Origin of the sequence: Pseudanabaena cinerea FACHB-1277 (genome assembly GCF_014696345.1) — a bacterium.
GTDB classification, from domain to species: Bacteria; Cyanobacteriota; Cyanobacteriia; order Pseudanabaenales; family Pseudanabaenaceae; genus Pseudanabaena; species Pseudanabaena cinerea.
Map to the genome: position 1 here is coordinate 23,921 of NZ_JACJPY010000029.1, position 20,101 is coordinate 44,021.

General features: G+C 43.6%; 23 protein-coding genes. 14 read left to right on the top strand and 9 right to left on the bottom strand.

Features of this window, described 5'->3' with window-relative positions; translation table 11 throughout:
* Window positions 1-156: 156 nt before the first annotated feature.
* From H6F44_RS10775 to H6F44_RS10785, 3 genes are all read left to right on the top strand, one after another.
* The gene (locus H6F44_RS10775) at window positions 157-951 is read left to right on the top strand and encodes a Uma2 family endonuclease (RefSeq protein ID WP_190350960.1); all 795 of its coding nucleotides are present in this window, start codon (window positions 157-159) and stop codon (window positions 949-951) included.
* A 240-nt stretch (window positions 952-1,191) separates the two neighbouring features.
* Window positions 1,192-2,211 carry a dTDP-glucose 4,6-dehydratase gene (rfbB, locus tag H6F44_RS10780; RefSeq protein ID WP_190350961.1) on the top strand — a complete coding sequence of 340 codons (1,020 nt, stop codon included), beginning with the start codon at window positions 1,192-1,194 and terminating at the stop codon, window positions 2,209-2,211.
* A complete protein-coding gene (locus H6F44_RS10785) occupies window positions 2,208-3,281 on the top strand; it encodes a glucose-1-phosphate thymidylyltransferase (protein ID WP_190350962.1) in 1,074 nt (357 codons plus the stop codon). Before rfbB ends, H6F44_RS10785 begins: the two co-directional genes overlap by 4 nt.
* 119 nt (window positions 3,282-3,400) lie before the next feature.
* Here the strand turns inward: H6F44_RS10785 and H6F44_RS10790 are convergent, their stop codons facing one another.
* Window positions 3,401-3,742 carry an ArsR/SmtB family transcription factor gene (locus tag H6F44_RS10790; RefSeq protein ID WP_190350963.1) on the bottom strand — a complete coding sequence of 114 codons (342 nt, stop codon included), beginning with the start codon at window positions 3,740-3,742 and terminating at the stop codon, window positions 3,401-3,403.
* 292 nt (window positions 3,743-4,034) lie between these two features.
* Here H6F44_RS10790 and secA point away from each other — a divergent pair, with 292 nt between their 5' ends.
* Both secA and H6F44_RS10800 read left to right on the top strand, forming a co-directional pair.
* Entirely contained in the window at window positions 4,035-6,842 is a 2,808-nt protein-coding gene (gene secA / locus H6F44_RS10795) for a preprotein translocase subunit SecA (protein WP_190350964.1), read from the top strand.
* A 498-nt stretch (window positions 6,843-7,340) separates the two neighbouring features.
* Window positions 7,341-8,747: a DUF2079 domain-containing protein gene (locus H6F44_RS10800; RefSeq protein WP_190350965.1), complete on the top strand. Its 1,407-nt coding sequence runs from the start codon at window positions 7,341-7,343 to the stop codon at window positions 8,745-8,747.
* 5 nt (window positions 8,748-8,752) lie between these two features.
* Here the strand turns inward: H6F44_RS10800 and H6F44_RS10805 are convergent, their stop codons facing one another.
* Together H6F44_RS10805 and H6F44_RS10810 are read right to left on the bottom strand one after the other, a co-directional pair.
* The gene (locus H6F44_RS10805; RefSeq protein WP_190350966.1) at window positions 8,753-8,899 is read right to left on the bottom strand and encodes a hypothetical protein; all 147 of its coding nucleotides are present in this window, start codon (window positions 8,897-8,899) and stop codon (window positions 8,753-8,755) included.
* Window positions 8,900-9,067: 168 nt separating this feature from the next.
* Window positions 9,068-9,565, bottom strand: coding sequence for a hypothetical protein (locus tag H6F44_RS10810; RefSeq protein WP_190350967.1), 498 nt, complete (start codon window positions 9,563-9,565; stop codon window positions 9,068-9,070).
* Between the two features lie 103 nt (window positions 9,566-9,668).
* Here H6F44_RS10810 and H6F44_RS10815 point away from each other — a divergent pair, with 103 nt between their 5' ends.
* The 5 genes from H6F44_RS10815 (at window position 9,669) to H6F44_RS10835 (ending at window position 14,374) form a co-directional block, all read left to right on the top strand.
* The gene (locus H6F44_RS10815; protein WP_190350993.1) at window positions 9,669-11,141 is read left to right on the top strand and encodes an MFS transporter; all 1,473 of its coding nucleotides are present in this window, start codon (window positions 9,669-9,671) and stop codon (window positions 11,139-11,141) included.
* 4 nt (window positions 11,142-11,145) lie between these two features.
* Window positions 11,146-12,915, top strand: a complete 1,770-nt coding sequence (locus H6F44_RS10820; protein ID WP_190350968.1) for an ABC transporter ATP-binding protein — start codon at window positions 11,146-11,148, stop codon at window positions 12,913-12,915.
* 133 nt (window positions 12,916-13,048) lie between these two features.
* Complete coding sequence (gene pedR / locus H6F44_RS10825; RefSeq protein ID WP_190350969.1) at window positions 13,049-13,381, top strand: photosynthetic electron transport-dependent transcriptional regulator PedR; 333 nt, start codon at window positions 13,049-13,051, stop codon at window positions 13,379-13,381.
* Window positions 13,374-13,655 (top strand): hypothetical protein, encoded by a 282-nt coding sequence (locus H6F44_RS10830; RefSeq protein ID WP_190350970.1) that lies wholly within the window; start codon window positions 13,374-13,376, stop codon window positions 13,653-13,655. The genes pedR and H6F44_RS10830 overlap by 8 nt, the downstream gene beginning before the upstream one ends.
* 35 nt (window positions 13,656-13,690) lie before the next feature.
* The gene (locus H6F44_RS10835; RefSeq protein ID WP_190350971.1) at window positions 13,691-14,374 is read left to right on the top strand and encodes an HAD family hydrolase; all 684 of its coding nucleotides are present in this window, start codon (window positions 13,691-13,693) and stop codon (window positions 14,372-14,374) included.
* Window positions 14,375-14,511: 137 nt separating this feature from the next.
* On the opposite strand, the gene H6F44_RS10840 is transcribed toward H6F44_RS10835, so the two are convergent.
* The 5 genes from H6F44_RS10840 to H6F44_RS10860 all read right to left on the bottom strand — a co-directional run bounded on the left by H6F44_RS10840 (window position 14,512) and on the right by H6F44_RS10860 (window position 17,827).
* Window positions 14,512-14,685: a hypothetical protein gene (locus tag H6F44_RS10840; RefSeq protein ID WP_190350972.1), complete on the bottom strand. Its 174-nt coding sequence runs from the start codon at window positions 14,683-14,685 to the stop codon at window positions 14,512-14,514.
* A 237-nt stretch (window positions 14,686-14,922) separates the two neighbouring features.
* On the bottom strand, window positions 14,923-15,126 hold the full coding sequence (locus H6F44_RS10845) for a phycobilisome linker polypeptide (RefSeq protein WP_190350973.1): 204 nt from the start codon (window positions 15,124-15,126) through the stop codon (window positions 14,923-14,925).
* A gap of 241 nt (window positions 15,127-15,367) precedes the next feature.
* Window positions 15,368-15,853 carry an allophycocyanin subunit beta gene (gene apcB / locus H6F44_RS10850; protein WP_190350974.1) on the bottom strand — a complete coding sequence of 162 codons (486 nt, stop codon included), beginning with the start codon at window positions 15,851-15,853 and terminating at the stop codon, window positions 15,368-15,370.
* 142 nt (window positions 15,854-15,995) lie between these two features.
* Window positions 15,996-16,481: an allophycocyanin subunit alpha gene (apcA, locus tag H6F44_RS10855; protein WP_190350975.1), complete on the bottom strand. Its 486-nt coding sequence runs from the start codon at window positions 16,479-16,481 to the stop codon at window positions 15,996-15,998.
* Window positions 16,482-16,852: 371 nt separating this feature from the next.
* Window positions 16,853-17,827, bottom strand: a complete 975-nt coding sequence (locus tag H6F44_RS10860; RefSeq protein ID WP_190350976.1) for a LysM peptidoglycan-binding domain-containing M23 family metallopeptidase — start codon at window positions 17,825-17,827, stop codon at window positions 16,853-16,855.
* Window positions 17,828-17,851: 24 nt separating this feature from the next.
* On the opposite strand from H6F44_RS10860, the gene H6F44_RS10865 reads away from it, so the two are divergent.
* The 4 genes from H6F44_RS10865 to H6F44_RS10880 all read left to right on the top strand — a co-directional run bounded on the left by H6F44_RS10865 (window position 17,852) and on the right by H6F44_RS10880 (window position 19,808).
* The gene (locus H6F44_RS10865) at window positions 17,852-18,019 is read left to right on the top strand and encodes a hypothetical protein (protein WP_190350977.1); all 168 of its coding nucleotides are present in this window, start codon (window positions 17,852-17,854) and stop codon (window positions 18,017-18,019) included.
* Between the two features lie 52 nt (window positions 18,020-18,071).
* Window positions 18,072-18,929 (top strand): inositol monophosphatase family protein, encoded by an 858-nt coding sequence (locus tag H6F44_RS10870; RefSeq protein WP_190350978.1) that lies wholly within the window; start codon window positions 18,072-18,074, stop codon window positions 18,927-18,929.
* Between the two features lie 171 nt (window positions 18,930-19,100).
* A complete protein-coding gene (locus H6F44_RS10875; protein WP_190350979.1) occupies window positions 19,101-19,433 on the top strand; it encodes a hypothetical protein in 333 nt (110 codons plus the stop codon).
* A gap of 24 nt (window positions 19,434-19,457) precedes the next feature.
* Window positions 19,458-19,808 (top strand): hypothetical protein, encoded by a 351-nt coding sequence (locus H6F44_RS10880; protein ID WP_190350980.1) that lies wholly within the window; start codon window positions 19,458-19,460, stop codon window positions 19,806-19,808.
* A 30-nt stretch (window positions 19,809-19,838) separates the two neighbouring features.
* Here H6F44_RS10880 and H6F44_RS10885 read toward each other — a convergent pair whose 3' ends face one another.
* Window positions 19,839-20,093 carry a Uma2 family endonuclease gene (locus tag H6F44_RS10885; protein ID WP_242016531.1) on the bottom strand — a complete coding sequence of 85 codons (255 nt, stop codon included), beginning with the start codon at window positions 20,091-20,093 and terminating at the stop codon, window positions 19,839-19,841.
* Between the last annotated feature and the right edge of the window lie 8 nt (window positions 20,094-20,101).

A 20,101-nucleotide genomic window follows, 5' to 3' on the forward strand; every position in this document is an offset into this window, starting at 1 on the left:
TTCCTGATCTTTGCAATAATCACTGATTAATTTAACCTAGAGAAAAAGCCTGGAAACCTCATCAAGTATGGTTTTTGGTCTTTTTATGGTGATTTGATCAAAGGGCTTGAAAGAGGTTATAAAATTCTATTTAGAAAGTGTTACTTGAGGCTAGTCATGTATCAACCAATTCATCCGCGATCGCCTTTAGAGACAATGCCCACTATGTATGATTTACCAAGTGAATTGGTAGGAGAATCTGGTTTGCCCGATGAATTTCATTTGATACAGGCAGCTTTGTTGACAGAGACCTGCCAACCGATCGCTTATGCGCCAGAAGAAATTTTATTGGCAAGTGATCTTAATCTGTATTACGATCCTATTCATACTAATTGGTACAAGCGCCCCGACTGGTATATGGTCGTTGACCTGCCAAAAGTCTCACCAAAACCAGAAATGAGGCTGAGTTACCTCGTATGGCAAGAAGGAATTTCTCCTTTTTTGGTGGTTGAGTTGTTATCCCCTGGAACAGAGTCAGAGGACTTAGGGCGAAGATTACGTGAGATTAATCAACCACCCACTAAGTGGGAGGTTTACGAACGGATTTTGCGAATTCCTTATTATGTTGTGTACGATCGCTATGAAAATAATCTACGTGTTTTTAAAATTTCAGGAGGTTTCTATGAGGCGATCGCCATATCGGACAACCGCCTTTGGATTGAAAACTTAGGGCTAGGCCTAGGTTTGTGGCAAGGCATTTATCGCAATTTCTCAAGTTTATGGTTGCGTTGGTATGATCGCACGGGCTGGATACCAACCCTAGCAGAGCAATCTGAAGCCGAGAAGCAACGTGCTGAAGCTGAGAAGCAACGCGCTGAAGCTGAGAAGCAACGTGCTGAAGCTGAGAAGCAACGCGCGGATAAGTTAGCGGCATACTTGCGATCCCAGGGCATTAACCCTGAAAATCTATAGCTTTTTATGAGATTTATTGGCTAATTGGCTGACAAAATTGCAAGTCCCTGTAGCGCGGGTATTCTGTCCACTTTTTTTTGGCGGGGGATTTGTCAGTCAATCAGGGTATTTGGGATTCAATTGTGTGCAAGGTGAAGTCAGAGCAATTCCCTATGTTTTGCTAATTATTGCTAAAGGATAACCAATTGTGTCTGCGGAAAATGCTGCTGGCAAATTATTAAAAGGCTTGGAGTTATTTGCATGAATCTAGTCGAAAAATTTCAAAAGGTGCTGATTACAGGGGGAGCAGGGTTTATAGGCTCTAATTATGTCCATTACGCCTTAAATCAGCATCCCACATGGGAAATTGTGGTGATCGATAAGCTCACCTATGCAGGAAATTTGGATAACCTCAAAGATGTCAGCGATCGCATTACTTTCATTCAAGGCGATATTGCCAATCCTGAAGATGTGGAAAAAGCTGTAAATGGTGTAGACGCGATCCTCAACTTTGCCGCCGAAAGCCATGTCGATCGGAGCCTGCGTGATCCAATTCCCTTCATCCGCACCAATATTGAAGGCACATTATTATTATTAGAAGCGGCGAGAAAACATCAAGTCAAACGTTTCCTCCATGTTTCCACCGATGAGGTGTACGGTGATCTCGTTGGTAGCGATCGCCATTCCCTTGAGTCCGATCCCCTAGCACCGCGTAGTCCCTATGCTGCATCCAAGGCAGGAGCCGAGCATTTAGTCTTTTCCTATGGCATTAGTTATGGTTTAGATGTGGTGATTACCCGTGGCTCCAATACTTACGGACTATATCAGTATCCCGAAAAGATCATTCCGCTTTTTATCACCAATGCCCTAGAGTCAAAATCCTTGCCTATCTATGGCGATGGTTCTGCCGTTCGTGATTATCTTTATGTCGAGGATCATTGCTCAGGCATTGACATAGTGCTGCATGCAGGTACAAGTGGTCATGCCTATAACCTTGGCGCACGCATGGAAGTCAATGGCATCGAGGTAGCCAAAACTATTTTAGGATTGCTCGATTGTCCCGAATCCTTGATGCAAGCCGTTAGCGATCGCCCAGGACATGACTACCGCTATTCTGTTGATCCTAGCGCCACTGAAACATTAGGCTGGCAGCGTCAATGGGACTTTCAGCGTGGCATGGCGCAAACGGTAGCTTGGTACAAACAAAACTGGGACTGGTGGCAAGCGGTCAAATCTAAAAAAGTATTTCAGGAGCATTACAACGAGTGGTACAACAAATGAAAGCATTGATTTTGTCAGGTGGTAAGGGGAAGAGACTCAGACCCTTTACCTACACAGGAGCCAAGCAACTTGTGCCAGTAGCTAATAAACCGATTCTGTGGTACGGCATTGAAAGTATCGTGGCGGCTGGCATTCGTGACATTGGAATTGTTATTAGCCCTGAAACTGGGGAAGAAGTCAAAGCTAAAACGGGTAATGGCGATCGCTTTGGGGCAGATATCCAATATATTCTGCAATCAGAGCCGCTAGGACTTGCTCATGCCGTTGCGATCGCGCAACAGTTTCTGCAAGATTCGCCTTTTTTGTTGTTTTTAGGAGATACCCTACTACAATCGCCCCTAGAGCCATTACTAACAAAATTTCAACAGCAACAGCTTGATTCTTTGTTATTGTTATGCGAAGTTAACGACCCCAGAGCTTTTGGTGTTGCCAAAATTGATGAAAACGGGAAGCTAGTGCAAATGCTAGAAAAGCCCAAAGATCCGCCTTCAAATCTAGCTCTAGTGGGTGTTTATTTTTTTAATACCTCAATCCATGCTGCGATCGCCTCAATTCATCCCTCGGCTAGGGGAGAACTTGAAATAACTGACGCTATTCAATATTTAATTGATACTAATAAAAAAGTTGAAGTTTCGATGCTTCAGGGATGGTGGCTAGATACAGGGAGGAAGGATGATATTCTAAGCGCCAATCAGATCATTCTTGACGATCTACTTACATCTCAAAATTTAGGAGAAGTGGACTCAACAAGTAGTATTAGTGGGCGGGTTCAAATAGGGATAGGTTCTAAAATCATTAACAGCAAGATTCGCGGTCCTGTAATCATCGGTGCAAACTGCCACATTGAACAGGCTTATGTTGGTCCCTATACCAGTGTTAGCGATCATGTGACCATCATAGACACCGAAATCGAACATAGCGTGATTTTAAATGACACCGTAATTACCGACATTCATCAGCGAATTGTGGATAGTCTAATTGGACAAAGAGTGTCTATGAAAGTCTCTCCGAAGCGTCCACAAGCATTAAGGTTTATGCTCGGTGATGATTCTCAGGTGGAAATAATGTAGCAGTAGCAGTAGGTAGGATGTCTGCACTACAAGGATTTCAAATTTTTTGGTTAGATATTTTGTCTGACAAGGCGCTCAAACACTTCTGTCATTTAATGGGTCTGCCGATTCCTTTGGGGCTAGCGTTGCCGTAAACCTTCTAGCTGCTTTAGCTGCTGTGATTGCTCCTGTAAACGCACAGACAAGCGATCGCCCACCAATTCACATAGATCAAAAATGAACGGCTCGACAATTTCGTAATATACACTAACCCCTTGAGGAGTCCTAGAGACAATCCCTGACTGAGCTAATATCTTGAGATGTTTTGAAACATTTGCTTGCCCCAGTCCCGTTTCTTCCATAATCTCAGTCACATTCTTGGAGCCTGATTTTAAAGAACACAACACTTGCAATCGGCTAAGCTCTGACAAAACCTTAAAGTAATCAGCAACTTGAGTTAGGGCAGATGGGTTAAAGGTCATGGCGGCGGCAAAAGTTTAGCTTTACTTAATTATTCTGATTCACTAACAAATATACAGCATATTGCCATATGGTAATACGCTTGAATTTAAAAATGTCTCAGACTCACTCCCTTCCCAGCCAAGAAACTTTCCCAGCTTAAAAATAGATTACGGAGATTACGGAAGTATCCTATTGAGGGCATAGATTCGGAAAACCGAAGTTTGTATTTTCACTAGTCGAGTAATATGTAATATAGCAACTTGCTCAAAAGACCCTGTTTTTAATCGCATCCTCGTTATCTCCTCGTTATCTATGTTTAACCTCAAAAATCTGATTGGCGATCCTAATAAACGCAAGCTAGACAAACTTCGTCCTGACGTGGCTCTGATCAATTCCTTAGCCCCAGAACTAGCGGCGCTAAGCGATCGCGACTTGCAAGCAAAAACAGGAGAATTTAAACAAAGGCTAGAGAAGGGTGAAACCCTTGATGACCTTCTGCCTGAAGCGTTTGCAGTGGTGCGCGAGGCGGCGACAAGGGTTTTGGGGCTGCGGCACTATGATGTGCAGATGCTCGGCGGTATGGTATTGCACCGAGGCGAGATCGCCGAAATGAAAACAGGGGAAGGCAAAACCCTAGTGGCAACTTTGCCAAGCTATCTCAATGCACTGACGGGGAAGGGTGTCCATGTTGTCACCGTTAATGATTATTTAGCGCGGCGGGATGCAGAGTGGATGGGGCAGGTGCATCGCTTTTTGGGAATGTCCGTAGGCTTGATCCAAAACTCGATGGAGCCAATCGAGCGCCGTAAAAACTATAGCTGTGACATCACCTATGCCACCAATAGCGAGCTAGGTTTCGACTACCTGCGCGATAACATGGCAACCAGTATCGAAGAGGTAGTACAACGCCCCTTTAATTATTGTGTGATTGACGAAGTTGACTCGATTTTGATCGATGAAGCAAGAACGCCTTTGATCATTTCAGGAATGGTGGAGCGTCCTACGGAGAAATATTTAGGAGCAGTAGAAATTGCTGACCAATTACAGCCCGAAACCCACTACGAAGTTGACGAAAAGCAACGTAATGTGATCATGACCGATGAAGGTTTTGAATTGGCCGAAAAACTCTTAGGCGTGCAGGATCTCTTCGATCAGGCTGACCCTTGGGCGCACTATGTGTTTAACGCTCTCAAAGCTAAGGAACTATTTAAGCGCGATGTTAATTATATTGTCCGCGATCAAGAGGTAATTATTGTTGATGAGTTTACGGGGCGGGTGATGCCTGGTCGCCGTTGGAGTGATGGTTTACATCAGGCGATCGAGGCGAAGGAAGGTGTGCCAATCGAAAATGAAACCCAAACCTTAGCCACGATTACCTATCAGAATTTCTTCTTGATCTATCCCAAACTTGGCGGCATGACTGGGACTGCCAAAACCGAAGAGGCGGAGCTAGGCAAGATCTACAATCTAGAAGTTACCACAATGCCCACTAATCAAAAGAGTGGACGCGGTGACTGGTCGGATGTGGTATATAAAACCGAGGCAGCCAAGTGGCGGGCAGTTGCTGAAGAATGTCGCGAAATGCACGAAACGGGTCGCCCTGTGCTGGTAGGAACCACCAGTGTCGAAAAGTCGGAAATTCTTTCGCGCCTTTTGTCGGAGAAGGAAATCCCCCATAATTTGCTCAATGCTAAGCCTGAAAATGTGGAACGGGAAGCCGAAATTGTCGCTCAGGCGGGACGTAAAGGCTCAGTCACGATCGCCACGAATATGGCAGGTCGTGGTACTGATATTATTCTTGGTGGCAATGCCGACTATATGGCAAGGCTAAAGGTGCGCGAGAACTTTATGCCGCAGATTGTGCGCCCCGAAGATGATGATGACTTTACCAATGAGGGGCAGAGGATGTTTGGCGATCGCCCCCAAAAAGGGCAAGGTTTTGGCAGTCCGACAGAAGCCAAGGTGAAAAAGAATTGGAAAGTGTCCGATAGTCTTTATCCTTGCGAACTATCTCAGGATGCTCAAAAATTGCTCAAAGATGCAGTTAGTTTTGCAGTTGAGCAATTGGGAAGAATGAGCCAATCGGAACTAGAGGCAGAAGAAATGTTGGCGGTTGCCTCTGAAAAAGCCCCCACCGATGATCCTGTCATTCAAAAACTGCGGGAGGCTTTTACTCTTATTAAACGGGAATATGAAGCAGTCACCAAGGCAGAGCATGAAGTGGTCACACAGTTGGGCGGACTGCACGTCATTGGCACAGAGCGCCATGAGTCTCGCCGCGTTGACAATCAATTGCGTGGTCGTTGTGGTCGTCAGGGCGATCCAGGTTCAACCAGATTTTTCTTGAGTCTTGAAGATAACCTGATGCGGATTTTTGCAGGCGATCGCGTGGCAGGATTGATGAATGCTTTCCGCGTAGAAGAGGATATGCCCATCAGTTCAGGAATGCTCACCAGCGCCCTTGAAAATGCTCAAAAGAAGGTGGAAACATACTATTACGACATTCGTAAGCAGGTGTTTGAATATGATGAAGTGATGAATAATCAGCGCCGTGCTATTTATGCCGAGCGCCGCCGTGTCTTGGAAGGTGAGGATCTGCGCGATCGCGTAATTGAATATGCCGAACGCACCATGGATGATATTGTCAATGCCTATGTTAATCCTGAACTGCCACCCGAAGAATGGAATCTCGTGGCGATGGTGAAGAAAGTAAAAGAATTTGTAAATCTTTTACAGGATCTAGAAGCTGATCAACTAGATGATATGTTTCTGCCCGAAATTCAAGCATTTTTGCGGGAAGAAGTCCGCCGTGCTTACGAAATCAAGGAAGCACAAGTGGAAGGGTTGCAAACAGGCTTAATGCGTCAAGCAGAACGCTTCTTCATTTTGCAACGCATTGATACCCTCTGGCGCGATCATTTACAAGCAATGGAGGCATTGCGGGAATCCGTTGGACTGCGGGGCTATGGACAAAAAGATCCCCTAATCGAATATAAGAGCGAGGGTTATGAAATCTTTTTGGATATGATGACCCAAATCCGCCGCGATGTGGTCTATTCACTCTTCGAGTTCGATCCACGTCCCAAACAATCCGACACCATTGAAGCGGAATTTGTTTAATCTGATCACGCACTGACAAAATAGAATTATCTAGAGTGAACTCCAAGAAGAAATGAAGACTCTGCTTAGCAGGGCTTTCATTTTTTCTTGGTTTGGATTTGATCGGTAATTTATAAAAAACCTTACCAGTTATATTGGATTTTTAACTCGTCAAAATAACGTCATACTTTCATCTACGTTGTAATGCCATCTAATGCTGTTAGTACAGAGGCTTTAGCGCAGTTGTCACCCCATCAGCAAAAATACTCAAGGATGTTATTGGGCGATTACCATTACTAGTTCATCTAAGAGATTGTTTGAAAAGTCTGGACACTCGCTAGAAATACTGATTGATCCCCCCTAGCCCCCCTTACGAAAGGGGGGAAAAGATTAAAAAAGTCCCCCTTTATAAGGGGGATTTAGGGGGATCAAAACTTTTCAAACAGGCTCTAAAAACCTAGTTGAGTGCAACGCTCTTAGTTTATACTGTCAAGGAATAAAAATTTGGTTTTATAAGGGATGGATTTAAGAAAACAATCCGATCAGCAGTCTACCAAACTAATTTTGATAGTGTTTGTAATAAGCACTCTGGTATTATTTCTTTTCGCTAGTTTAAGACATTCTCTATTTCAATCTGGGGCTTTAGATTTAGGCTTTTTTGATCAATGTATTTGGTTGCTGAGTCAAGGTATGATTCCAAGATCTTCTATAATAGACATCCATATTTTAGGTGATCACGCCGCCTTTATACTTTATCCATTAAGTCTTTTTTATAAAATACATCCAGATATTCACTGGATCTTTTTGATTCACGCTATTACTATTTCATCTGGTATATTTCCCATAGTTAGTTTGTCTAGAGAAAAGGGATTAGATATTAAATATGTTTACTTAGTTATACTAATATATCTTCTATCTCCCGTTTTGTTCAATGCTAATTCAACATATGATTTCCATCCTGACATATTTGCAGTTCCATGTTTATTATGGTGTATTTTATGGGCGGAGAAGAATAAGCTAATTTACTTTTGTTTGACGTTATTGATATTAGTCAGTTGTAAAGCTGTTTTTTCATTGACAGCAATAGCCTTAGGAATATGGCTAGTTTTTAAGAACAAAAAGTTAATGGGAACTATTGCTATCACTATTGGAATAATATGGTTTTTAATTGCAACTCAAATAGTAATGCCTATGGTTGGATCTGGAACAGGGCGTTTTATACATCGGTATAGTTCTCTAGGAGACTCTTATTTAGAAATATTAAAAAATTTATTTTTAAAGCCAGAATTGATTTTAAGTAAAGCCTTTTCAATTGATAGTCTAACATATTTGTTACTGTTATTTGTACCGTTTATCTGGTGCTTAAAATATGCAGATATAACATTGCTAATAATTATATTGCCAACCATAATAATGAGTATTTTATCAGATGATCCACAACAAAGATACTTAGCAAATCATTATCCCTTGCCTATTGTGCCAATTTTAGTTGTGATGGTAATTTCTAGTATTAATAAATTTACACAACGGAAAAAATGGACTTATCGATTCATAATATTCTGGTCAGTGTTGGCATTTGTAACGATGTCGCGTTTAAATTTATTTACGGGTGAATATTTACAATCTTTAGATACTTGGCAAGCGAATAATGAGGCGATCGCTTTAGTGAAGACCAAGGGTAGTATTCTCACCACCCATGAAATTGCGCCCCATGTTACCCATCGCCCCCAAGTTAAGTTAGCCTTTTCTAATCTGAACCCTAATCTTGAGGAATTTGATTACATTTTGCTAAATACAAGACATCCTAGTTGGCAAAGTGATCGCAATTATATTTTAAGTTTAGTTGAGCAAGCGAGAAATATACCTAGTTTAAAGCTTGAATACAATAAGGATGATGTTTATTTATTTAGTAAAAAGGATTTATGATAGCTTCAGTCAGAAAATTGATCGGGATCTATGCCTTGCGATCGCAACATTGCTTCTAATCTTTCCGCCCTTTGTATGGCTTTTTCCTTAGCCAAACGTTCTTGCTCTTCGGGTAATGGGACGATCGCACCATCAGCAGTGAAATAGCGCAATTGATGGTAGTGCTAAATAGGTAAGGATGGGCGGCGCGAAGCGCCGCCCATCCTTGCCGTACAAATCCTTTCCTTTTTAGGACTACCCCTTTTTAGGTCTACCAAATTTTGAGTGTCAGCACAAAACATCTATGCTCAAAAGCTTTTTGAAGTTTTAAGTTAGCTTGATCAAGAGCCGTTGGGTATCCGTTTCAAGAATTTTTGATCTGTATTTAAGCAGGCTTGCAATTCTGGCGATCGCCCTGTTGGGAAATTAGGATCGAGTTTATATTCAATGCCCTTGCTAACCATCCGTCCCACTAAATTACCAAATAGAATTTTGTCGCGACTAAAAGCAAATTGCTGAATTGCTAAGACACCAAATTCCTTAGTTACACTTGGAATGGTATAAACTTCGTAATCCATGCCCGTTTGATAGCGGGGGATCGTTAACTGCAAAGAAGCGATCATGGAGCCGTTGCTGGAAAACCCTTGATAGCAAACCCGCACATCATCAGCGCTTTGTCCCTTGTTAATGCGCTTAGCTATTTGGATATAGCGCGAGCCGCCACCCCAATACACACCTTCGGCGATCGCCTGTACTGCGTCAACTGCGATTGAAAATGTGGCGCAAGCGATCGCGAAGCCGAGGGGGAATATAAATTTATGGGAATATGAGATTTTCATAACGGTTTATGGCTGCTTTAGTATATTCTATAAGCCCAAAGGGAAGTTGCGGCACAAAGCACCACAACTGATCGATCAACCACCAGTAATTGCAACCCTTGCCATGAATAATCCTGAAAATTCATTCGACCCCGCCCCCTATGACCTCACTAGCACCAAACTCACCCTCAGCGAAAAGCTTGCCTATGGCGCAGGAGACTTGGGTACAGCAATTACCACTAATTTGCTGTCCTTCTTTTTGCTGTTTTTCTTTACAAATGTGGCAGGTTTAGCGCCAGATCTGGCGGGGATGGTATTGCTAATTGGCAAGGTTTGGGATGCGGTCAATGATCCGATTGTGGGGATCTTGAGCGATCGCACCAAATCGAAAATGGGGCGGCGGTTGCCTTGGATGCTCTATGCAGCGATTCCCTTTGGGCTATCCTTTTTTGCCCAATGGCTAGTCCCTAGCACCGATAAAAATATTCTTTTTTGGTATTATGTGGCGATCGGCATTGTCTTCAATACCTTCTTTACGGCGATCAACCTTCCTTACTCCGCCCTCACCCCTGAAATCACCCAAGATTATAACGAACGGACAACCCTCAACGGCTTCCGCTTTACCTTCTCCATTGGCGGCAGTATTCTATCTCTATTTCTGGCGCAATTAATCTTCGCCTTTTTTAAAAATCCTAACCCACAGGCAAATAGCTGTGATACGGGTGGCGCTCAGTATGTGGCATTGGGAGCAGTCTGTGCGGTCATTTCCACTCTGTCAATCTATTGGTGTGTCTGGGGTATCAAAAAAAGAGCGATCGCCAGCGATCGGCAAAGACGGCAAAACGATCTGAGCGAACCGAACACTGAAGTTGGTATTTGGGAACAATTAAAAATAGTCTTTAACAATCGCCCTTTTCTCTATGTAATTGGCATTTACTTCTGTTCGTGGCTTGCCCTCCAGATTACCGCCTCGATTATTCCCTACTTTGTCGTCAACTGGATGGGACTTGGTGAGAATGATTTTATTTTGGTAACGATCGCTGTCCAAGGTACAGCCCTATTGATGTTGTCCGTATGGGGGGCAATCAGCAAAAGATTTGGCAAAAAAGAAGCTTATTTCATGGGAGCAGGCATTTGGATCGTTGCCCAAGCAGGACTATTCTTTTTGCAACCAGGACAGGTCGCACTCTTGTATATTCTGGCGATCATGGCAGGTGCGGGTGTATCAACAGCCTATCTGATTCCTTGGTCAATGATTCCCGATGTCACCGATCTTGATGAATTGCAGACAGGACAGCGCCGTGAAGGAATTTTCTATGCGTTTATGGTACTCTTGCAAAAATTTGGACTCGCCGCAGGTTTATTTCTCTTGGGGCAAGGACTAGCTTGGGCGAATTTTCAAGAGAAAGTGCCATGTCAACCTTCGCCAATTCAGCCTGATTCCGCTTTATTTGCCATCCGTTTAGCGATCGGTCCTTTACCGACGATCGCCTTAATCATCGGGCTAGGACTAGCTTATTTCTATCCGATTACCCGTGAAGCACATACTGAAATTTTGATGCGTTTATCTGAAAAGAGAAGATCTGGAAACCCTTAAAAATATGGCAAATTTACATCCACTATTGCGTCTCATCCGCTATGCTCGCCAATATAACCCACAAATCTGGTCAGCAACCATCTGTTCCATTCTCAATAAATTCTTCGATCTGGCTCCACCTGTTCTCATTGGGGCAGCGATCGATTTGGTTTTAGAGAAGGAGAACATCTGGGCAAATCCTTTTGGGGTCAAGGGTTTGGCAATGCAGCTATTTGTATTATCAGCAATTAGCGGCGTGATTTGGGCTTTAGAATCAATTTTTGAATATGCCTATGCCATGCAATGGCGCAACCTTGCCCAAACCGTGCAGCACGACCTGCGCCTCGACACCTATCAACATTTGCAGGAGCTAGAACTAGCTTTTTTTGAAGATCGCAGTTCGGGCGGCTTGATGTCGATTGTGAGCGATGATGTCAATCAATTGGAGCGATTTCTCGATGGCGGAGCCAATGAAGTGATTCAGGTGACCACAACTGTATTGCTAATTGGCGGTGCATTTTTTGTAATCACGCCCAATGTCGCTTGGTTAGCACTTTTGCCGATGCCTTTTATTTTGTGGGGTTCCATTTGGTTTCAGAAATTCTTAGCACCTCGCTATGCGGATGTCCGCGAAAAGGTGGGCTTATTAAATGGACAGTTAGCGAATAATATTGGGGGCATTACCACGATCAAAGCCTTTGTTACTGAGGACTATGAGCGCAAACGCATTGAAAAGGAGAGCAATCGTTATCGCCAAAGTAATCGCCATGCGATCGCCTATAGCGCGGCTTTTGTGCCATTAATTAGAATTTTAATTTTTATGGGATTTATCGCCATTCTCTACTATGGCGGTTTAGAAGTGCAAGCACAGAGGCTATCGGTGGGCAACTATTCCGTAATGATCTATCTGATTCAACGCTTACTCTGGCCATTAACCCGCCTTGGTGAAACCCTTGATCAGTACCAACGGGCAATGGCTTCCACTAATCGCGTTTTAGATTTGCTAGATACACCGATCGCCATTCACTCAGGTACGCAAAACCTGAAATATCCAGTTCAAGGACAAATTCAGTTGGAAAATGTCACCTTTGGCTATCAACCCAACTTCCCAATCGTGGAAAATCTTTCATTGACAATTGCCGCCAATAAAACCACAGCGATCGTGGGGGCAACGGGTTCTGGCAAAAGCACCTTGGTGAAATTATTATTGAGATTATATGAAATTCAATCAGGCAAAATTCTCATAGATGACATCGATATCCGGGATTTAGACCTGCGATCGCTGCGGGCGGCGATCGGTTGGGTCAGCCAAGATGTATTTTTATTTCATGGTTCCGTTTTAGAAAATATTGCCTATGGCTCCTTTGCTGCCACTGTGGAGCAAATTGTGGCAGCAGCAAAGATTGCCGAAGCCCATGAATTCATCCAAGATCTGCCCAAAGGTTACGATACGATTGTGGGCGAACGTGGCCAAAAACTTTCAGGCGGTCAACGTCAACGCATTGCGATCGCCCGTGCTGTCCTCCGCAATCCGCCCATTTTGATCATCGATGAAGCAACCTCGGCAGTGGATAATGAAACGGAAGCCGCCATTCAAAAATCCTTAGAGCGCATCACCAAAAATCGCACTACCATCGCGATCGCCCATCGCCTCTCCACAATTCGCAACGCCGATCATATCTACGTCATGGATCAAGGCAAAGTTGTAGAATCAGGCAACCACGATCAGCTAGTAGCCCTCAGTGGTATCTATACTAGCCTTTGGAATTTGCAAACAGGTCAAAGCATTTTCTAAGGCGCGTAATTTTCTGAATTATTAAAACAATCTGAATTACATTGACACAAGCTCAAATAAGAAATTATACTTATTAGCTAACCGCCAACATAAGTGCATTCCTAAAAACTTGGCGCAAATAACCTCCGTTACCATGACCAATCCTGCCGAATCCAAACCTCCTACAATTACGAACCTATCCATAGCCCTTTCTGAAAGAGAGCTACAAGTCATTGAGTTAGTGGCTGCGGGTCTTACCAATCAAGATATAGCCTTGCAGTTGGCAATTAGCAAACGTACCGTAGATAATCACATTAGCAATATTCTCACCAAAACTCAAACTGACAATCGGGTTGCCCTAGTGCGCTGGGCTTTGCAATGGGGAAAGGTCTGTATTGATGAGGTCAACTGCTGTATGATCGGCACACCACCAATTAATCAAACAATTAACAAGATTCTAGAAAAACAGGAATTAGAAAGTGCTTAGTGGGGAAATTGATCAAAATCTTCTAAGTGGTAATCAAGGCGATCGCCACCTCATTACCTATGCCCCTGAAATCACCCTAGCCATGTATCGCGAGTTAGCCTCTCACCTTGAGCAAGTTGATGGTGTAAATGTTGAGCTTGTGTGGCAAGGCGATCGCGAATTTAACTATTTGGGCAGTCAAATTGGCGGGCTGTATTTAACCTATCCAGCCAATTGCCAAAATCAACAGGATTTAATCGAAAAAATTTTGAATCATTATGGTAACTGGCAATGAAGTGACTAAAGCTCATTTCATAGTGGAAAGAGATTATGCAAAAGCGAATATTTACTGACTTTGATGGTCCAATCATGGATGTGTCAGAGCGCTATTATCAAGTCTATTTATACTGCGTCCAAAAAATTCGCCAACAGGATCAGTCTATAAAAACTTTATCAAAAGCTGAATTCTGGGAATTAAAGCGATCGCAAGTCCCCGAAAAAGAAATAGCCATCATCTCTGGCTTTGAAGACGAGAAACAAGCGATTGCCTTCGCCCACCTGCGTCGTGCCACCGTCCATACCCATCCTTACTTCGCCCACGATCGCCTAATTCCTAGTGCTATCCCTGCCCTCGAGAAAGCCCAACAAGCAGGCATAGATCTAGCGGTAATGACCATGCGGCGGCGGCGCGAACTAGAACCTGTGCTGGATCAATATAATTTAAGGCGCTTTTTTAATAGTGATCGCATTTTTTGTTTAGATGATGACTATGTTAAAACCGTAGATACACAGGACAAACCCAAATTGATGCAGCAAGCACAGCAAACCTTACCGCCAGCGTCCCAACAATGGATGATCGGCGATACTGAGGCCGATATTTACGCTGCTCAAAGCTACAACATACCAGCGATCGCTGTTCTCAGTGGTATCCGCAATCAGCATCAATCAGAAAAATATCATCCTAGTCATATTTGCCCTGATCTATTTAGTGCAGTAAATTTCCTATTAGCCTAGAGCAGTTAGCCTCAAGCAACTGCCAATTAATCGAAGCTAGTACAGCACTTTGCGCGAATTAGAAACCACTAAAACAGTTAAAAGCGGCGCGAAGCGCCGCTTTTAGCTATCTTTATGGATTAGGATTACTCAAAAAATTACATCCCCCCCAAAAGTTCTTGCTTAGCAATCTTTACCATCAAGGCTTGCTGACCTAAATAGAGCATATGCAGATCCGAAAGTAACTGTTTAGCAGACTCTAGATCAATATTTTGGATTTGCTGACAAAATACCATGTGGGTAAATTGCTTCTCAACAGGTAAATCACTCATAAGTACCTCTTCTGCGGATCAAATAATCACATTAGCTGACATATTGTTGTCTCTTGACAGTAGATAAAAGCCACTATGTCAATACAACGTAACAATACTTTAACTACCTTGAATAAACTGTATCACGATAAACATTTTTTTGAGATATACCCTAAGAAGCATTTTGATCGTCAATAGCTATAACAAAAAGAGGGCAGCGCTTTGCGCTACCCTCTTTTCTGTTGTTTTGATTGTTGATTAAAGCAAACCAGTATTTGTGCCTTGTCTACCAGTTGCTAGTTCAACCTTGACAATTTTTCCGCCCATTTTCATGATGCGTTGCTGTTCAGCAAACCAATTGTCGTAAGGGACTAACTTTGTGAAATAGGTATTTTGCAACTCGCGCTGTGTACGAATGCGGGTTTGGCTAGGTACACAAGCGGTGATTTTAAAAGTCCGCATTGCGGCAATCTCCTTCAGAGCTTGTTATTTTAAAGGTTAATTCAAAGAAATACGCCGAGATGACGCAGTGAAATCAGAAACTAATTGCTTGATATATAGGTTAGCGGCGTGATAGGAGCAAAAAAACACCTACCACCGCCGCTTTAGAGTTATCAACTAAAAATTAATTAAATTTGTTTACAAAATTAATTAATTTCCAAAAATAAATCATTTTGCTATACAAGCAATCAGTTCAGAACAATTAGCTCAAGCCAGAGCTGATGTAATCAAGGTAGATGCCTAGCTCTTTACCAGCATCAGAACCAACGATGCTAGCTGCTACTTCTTTGATAGCTTGAATTGCTTGAATGGTGGAAACTACAGGTACTCCAAGGGAGTTGTAGGTTTCTTTCAAGCCATTGAGTACGCGCTCATCAAGGATCGAAGCATCGCCAGCCAACATAGCGTAGGTGGCATAGCGGAGGTAGTAGTCGAGGTCACGAATACAAGCTGCGTAGCGACGAGTGGTGTACATATTGCCACCGGGACGGGTGACATCCGAGTACAACAAGGACTTAGCAACAGCTTCCTTGACAATGGTGGCAGAGTTAGCGGCGATCGCGGCGGAAGCACGCACACGAAGTTCACCAGTAGCGAAGTAGCCCTTTAGCTTTTCTAGGGAAGCAGCATCAAGGTACTTGCCTTGAACATCAGAAGAATTAATGACGGAGGTAATTGCGTCTTGCATTTTTGTATATTCTTTAGGTTTGCAATTAGTTTTTTGAATCAGCGATTCAGAATTCTGAATGAATTAAATTCTGTTTTTAAAGAAAGTCAACGGGTAAAAAAGATTGGCTGATTGGTAATTTCAATCAGTCATCCAATCGTTATTACTGCATTGCACCGATAACGTAATCGAAGTAGTAACCAGCTTCGGCTGCATCTTCACCAGATAGCAAGGCAGCAGCAGCATTTTTCAAACCACGTACACCTTCAGCAACGGCAGGAATTGGAGTACCCAAGGAGTTGTACATTTCCTTAACGCCGACTAGACCAATTTCTTCGATGGGGGTAACGTCACCAGATACGACTCCGTAGGTGATTAGGCGGAGATAGTAGTCGAGATCACGCAAGCAGGTTGCGGTCATTTGCTCACCATAGGCATTTCCACCAGGAGAAACAACGTCAGGGCGCTTTTGGAAAAGTTGATCGCCAGCTTGCTTAACGATACGTTCGCGGGATTCGGTCAAGGTTTGGGCAATGCGAAGACGGCGCTCACCAGAGCTTACAAAGCCCTTAATGCGATCTAATTCACCAGGGCTGAGGTAACGTGCTTCAGCATCTGCATTCACGATGGACTTCGTGACTACGCTCATTTAATTTTCTCCAATCAAAAATGTGAATAAAAACGGTTTATGTGATAGCTACCATGCAGAACCACTTGTTTAAGTTATACCTTATGGAAGATAACTTGATCACAAAAGTGATTATTGCAATGGCAGGTTTCTTTTGTCAAAGCAATGATTACTAGAACATTTTGAAGCATTGCGTTGTCTATAGCCTTTCCTTTATAACACTTCTTAACAATTCAAGTTGCATACTCTCCTCTCAGGCTAAAAATACATGCTAAAAATCAAGGACTAGCAGTACGCTGCCATGCTAGCCCTTGATGGGGACAGGGATATAGGGATTTCTCAATTAGCGCTGAAGATGTACAAGCGCTGATCACAGGTCTTTTGCGGGTTTTTTATGATAGGACAAAGCGCTGCAATAGTGATAGGTAGGGGGCGACTGAGGCAATGCGATTGAGATAGGGGGCGGGGTCGAGGGCAATCCAGCCATCACCAGATGGGGCGAGAATTTCAAAATGCAGGTGCGGACCTGTGGAGCGTCCTGTGGAGCCGACAGCGCCTATTTGTTGACCTTGAGCCACTCTCTGCCCTTGGTAGACGTAAATGGCTTCGAGGTGGGCGTAGCGAGTGCCTGAAGCGCCATGATTAAGCTCGATGAGGTTGCCATAGCCACCACCCCAACCTGCAAATTCGACAAACCCTGATTTGGCGGCAAGGACGGGTGTGCCGAAGCCTGCGCCGAGGTCAATGCCGCTATGAAATGACCAAATCGCGGTAACTGGGTTCATGCGCCATCCATAATTGGAGGTGACGGGGACGGGGTAGGGTAGGGGATAGCCGCCTGATTGAAAGATGGTGGTGGAGTTTTCATTATGGGCGATCGCTGGTGGTTTAAATGGCACAGGATCGGGTTTCCAGACTGCCCCAGGTACAAACACGACCTTGGGACGGCGTTGACAGCCGTTGCGCTCAAAAAGTACATCAGCCCGAACATTATATTTTTTGGCAACGGTTGTGTAATTTTCTTCGTTTTTGAAACGATATACCAACCCATCCATGGGTGCGATCGCTAAGGTCTGCCCCACTTCAACAGTTCCATCCCGCACGTCTGGATTCATGCCCATGAGGGTGGCAGTTTTAAGATTGTATTGCTTGGCGATCGATTCAAGGGTTTCGCCCTGCTTGACCTGATGCTGCAATAATTCATCTAGTGTTGGCTTACCACAAAGTTCTTCAGCCTCTTGGGATTGAGTCTTTTCAGGAGAATTTGAAGGTGTTGAGGTGGCGGCGGCAGCAGCTTGGACGCTAAATCCTGAGGTGGCAAAGATGGGAATAGCGGCAATTAGGGATATTTTCCAAGATGGCTTCATGGATGGCTATTGACAAGGTTGAGAATGATTTTAGTAATTGTTGATATCTTTGTAGATGGCTTTAAGGTAACAATTTATAAAGAATTGCTAAATAAACTTTACATAACTAGCCAATTATATTCTCGCAGCGATCGCGTCATAATCAACCCATCCGATCTGGTGATTGCTCAAAAAGCGCCATCAAAAATCTGAATTTGGTTTCACAAAGCTTCATAATAATTATCGCTACATATTGAAATTAACTATGAATAATCTGGCTCTTTCTTTGCCAAGTGATATTAGCGAAGCCCAGTTGCAAGCATTTTTAGACGTTGCGACCGAGGCTGCCTGTGCCGCGGGGGCAATTCTTAAATTTTATTGGGGGAATTTACAGGAAGTTACCGAAAAACGCCCAGGAGATTTGGTGACGATCGCCGATAAAGAGTCGGAGGCGATGGTGCTGCAAATCTTGCAAAGACATTTCCCTGAGCATGGCATTTTGGCCGAGGAGTCGGGTGTTTTGGGCAATCAACAAAGCCGATTTTTATGGGCGATCGATCCCCTTGATGGCACAACTAATTTTGCCCATCAATATCCCTTCTCATCGGTATCGATCGCCTTGCTCATTGATGGTATTCCCTCTGTGGGCGCGGTGTACGATCCCTTCCGCGATGAAATTTTTCGGGCGGCAACAGGCTTAGGGGCAACCCGTAACCGCTTGCCGATGCGTGTTTCTAAGACTTCAGAACTCACGCGCAGTCTGTTAGTTACTGGCTTCGCCTACGATCGCACCCTCGTTGAAGATAATAATTATGCTGAATTTTGCCATTTTACCCATCTGACCCAAGGGGTGCGGCGCGGTGGATCGGCGGCGATGGATCTTGCCTATGTTGCCTGTGGGCGCTTAGATGGTTATTGGGAGCGGGGACTATCGCTATGGGACTTGGCGGCGGGGGTGGTGTTGGTGCGTGAGGCGGGTGGTTTGGTGACTGCCTATGATGGCAGCGATCATGTTCCTAATTCGGGCAGGTTGCTGGCAACTAACGGGCATTTGCATGGTCAGATGGTGGCTGAGTTGGCATTAGTTAAGCCGTTACCTTTTAAGTTTCCCTTTGGCAGATAGTGTCAACAATGTATGAATGATTTATCAGCAATTGCCAACCTGTGGCAGATTTGATTTGGTTGAGGCATAGTTAGGGGAAGGACAATTGTTGATTGTCATAATGCGAAAATAGTGGTAAAAGCAATAAAAATTTGTGATATTCTGAGTTTAACAACTGTCAGGGAGTAAAAAATGATTCGCTTGATCGGCTTGGGACTGTTCTTTTGGGGATTCTGGTTTATTGGACAAAATATTATTTTCACATCACGAATCTCATTTTTTACATTTCGGGGCATCGCCGCAGGCGGAAGTATTATTTTGTTGATTGGGGGAATTTGCACATATTTGTTTGGTAGTGGCAGCAGCCGCAATGCAGGTTTAGTGATGCTTTTCCTATCGATTGTTCTGATATTCATGGGCGGCGTGATTATCATTACACCAACTTCACTAGCTGAAGTATTTATCGGTATCGCTGCCATGATTTTTGGGGGCAGAATGATTACAAGCGGTCGCTATGATATTTAGATATGATATTTAAAGGGTGTGAATATGACTTTTGAAGAGATGCAGGCGCTAATTACCCATATGCTGGCAGTCCAGAGGGAATTACAGGAAAGCCAGTTGCGGTATCAAGAAAGCCAGTTACGCGATCGCGAAGGTATTAATCGAAATCATGAAGATATTTTGCTTTTAATTGAGCAAACTAAGCAGTTGGCGACAGTGCAGAGAAGCATCCAAGAAGATCAAATTCGCGATCGCCAAGATATCGAGTTACTTATACAGAGAGGTAAACAACAGGAAAAGATGATAGATCGCCTGATTGGTTATAGCCTGTCCTACGAGTCTGACAAGTTAGAACGCAAAAGGGCGGAGCGTAATCAAGCAGAGCGTAATCAATAAGTTTGTCAAATCGATTCTTGTTAGAAATGCTTAAAATTCCACATTTTCATAAATTTCTGCCAAACTAAGCTCGCTCCCCAACGATGATAATTGCAGTTGATTTTCTAACTGTGAATATTCCCTGAGAAGCCATTGATTAGCGCCCTGTTTTAGATAATGCTCAACATGGGGTTTGGTTTGGTCAATCAGTAGATATTCTTGAAAGCTAGGAATACTGAGATAATCGGCAAATTTTTCACCGCGATCATAGTTTTTGGTGGACTTTGATAGCACTTCCACAATCAAGATCGGCT

Excerpts from the sequence above, each read along its gene's own strand:
- H6F44_RS10775 (WP_190350960.1), top strand. The coding sequence starts at position 157 with ATGTATCAACCAATTCATCCGCGATCGCCTTTAGAGACAATGCCCACT.
- rfbB (WP_190350961.1), top strand. The coding sequence starts at position 1,192 with ATGAATCTAGTCGAAAAATTTCAAAAGGTGCTGATTACAGGGGGAGCA.
- H6F44_RS10785 (WP_190350962.1), top strand. The coding sequence starts at position 2,208 with ATGAAAGCATTGATTTTGTCAGGTGGTAAGGGGAAGAGACTCAGACCC.
- H6F44_RS10790 (WP_190350963.1), bottom strand. The coding sequence starts at position 3,742 with ATGACCTTTAACCCATCTGCCCTAACTCAAGTTGCTGATTACTTTAAG.
- secA (WP_190350964.1), top strand. The coding sequence starts at position 4,035 with ATGTTTAACCTCAAAAATCTGATTGGCGATCCTAATAAACGCAAGCTA.
- H6F44_RS10800 (WP_190350965.1), top strand. The coding sequence starts at position 7,341 with ATGGATTTAAGAAAACAATCCGATCAGCAGTCTACCAAACTAATTTTG.
- H6F44_RS10810 (WP_190350967.1), bottom strand. The coding sequence starts at position 9,565 with ATGAAAATCTCATATTCCCATAAATTTATATTCCCCCTCGGCTTCGCG.
- H6F44_RS10815 (WP_190350993.1), top strand. The coding sequence starts at position 9,669 with ATGAATAATCCTGAAAATTCATTCGACCCCGCCCCCTATGACCTCACT.
- H6F44_RS10820 (WP_190350968.1), top strand. The coding sequence starts at position 11,146 with ATGGCAAATTTACATCCACTATTGCGTCTCATCCGCTATGCTCGCCAA.
- pedR (WP_190350969.1), top strand. The coding sequence starts at position 13,049 with ATGACCAATCCTGCCGAATCCAAACCTCCTACAATTACGAACCTATCC.
- H6F44_RS10835 (WP_190350971.1), top strand. The coding sequence starts at position 13,691 with ATGCAAAAGCGAATATTTACTGACTTTGATGGTCCAATCATGGATGTG.
- H6F44_RS10840 (WP_190350972.1), bottom strand. The coding sequence starts at position 14,685 with ATGAGTGATTTACCTGTTGAGAAGCAATTTACCCACATGGTATTTTGT.
- H6F44_RS10845 (WP_190350973.1), bottom strand. The coding sequence starts at position 15,126 with ATGCGGACTTTTAAAATCACCGCTTGTGTACCTAGCCAAACCCGCATT.
- apcB (WP_190350974.1), bottom strand. The coding sequence starts at position 15,853 with ATGCAAGACGCAATTACCTCCGTCATTAATTCTTCTGATGTTCAAGGC.
- apcA (WP_190350975.1), bottom strand. The coding sequence starts at position 16,481 with ATGAGCGTAGTCACGAAGTCCATCGTGAATGCAGATGCTGAAGCACGT.
- H6F44_RS10860 (WP_190350976.1), bottom strand. The coding sequence starts at position 17,827 with ATGAAGCCATCTTGGAAAATATCCCTAATTGCCGCTATTCCCATCTTT.
- H6F44_RS10865 (WP_190350977.1), top strand. The coding sequence starts at position 17,852 with ATGATTTTAGTAATTGTTGATATCTTTGTAGATGGCTTTAAGGTAACA.
- H6F44_RS10870 (WP_190350978.1), top strand. The coding sequence starts at position 18,072 with ATGAATAATCTGGCTCTTTCTTTGCCAAGTGATATTAGCGAAGCCCAG.
- H6F44_RS10875 (WP_190350979.1), top strand. The coding sequence starts at position 19,101 with ATGATTCGCTTGATCGGCTTGGGACTGTTCTTTTGGGGATTCTGGTTT.
- H6F44_RS10880 (WP_190350980.1), top strand. The coding sequence starts at position 19,458 with ATGACTTTTGAAGAGATGCAGGCGCTAATTACCCATATGCTGGCAGTC.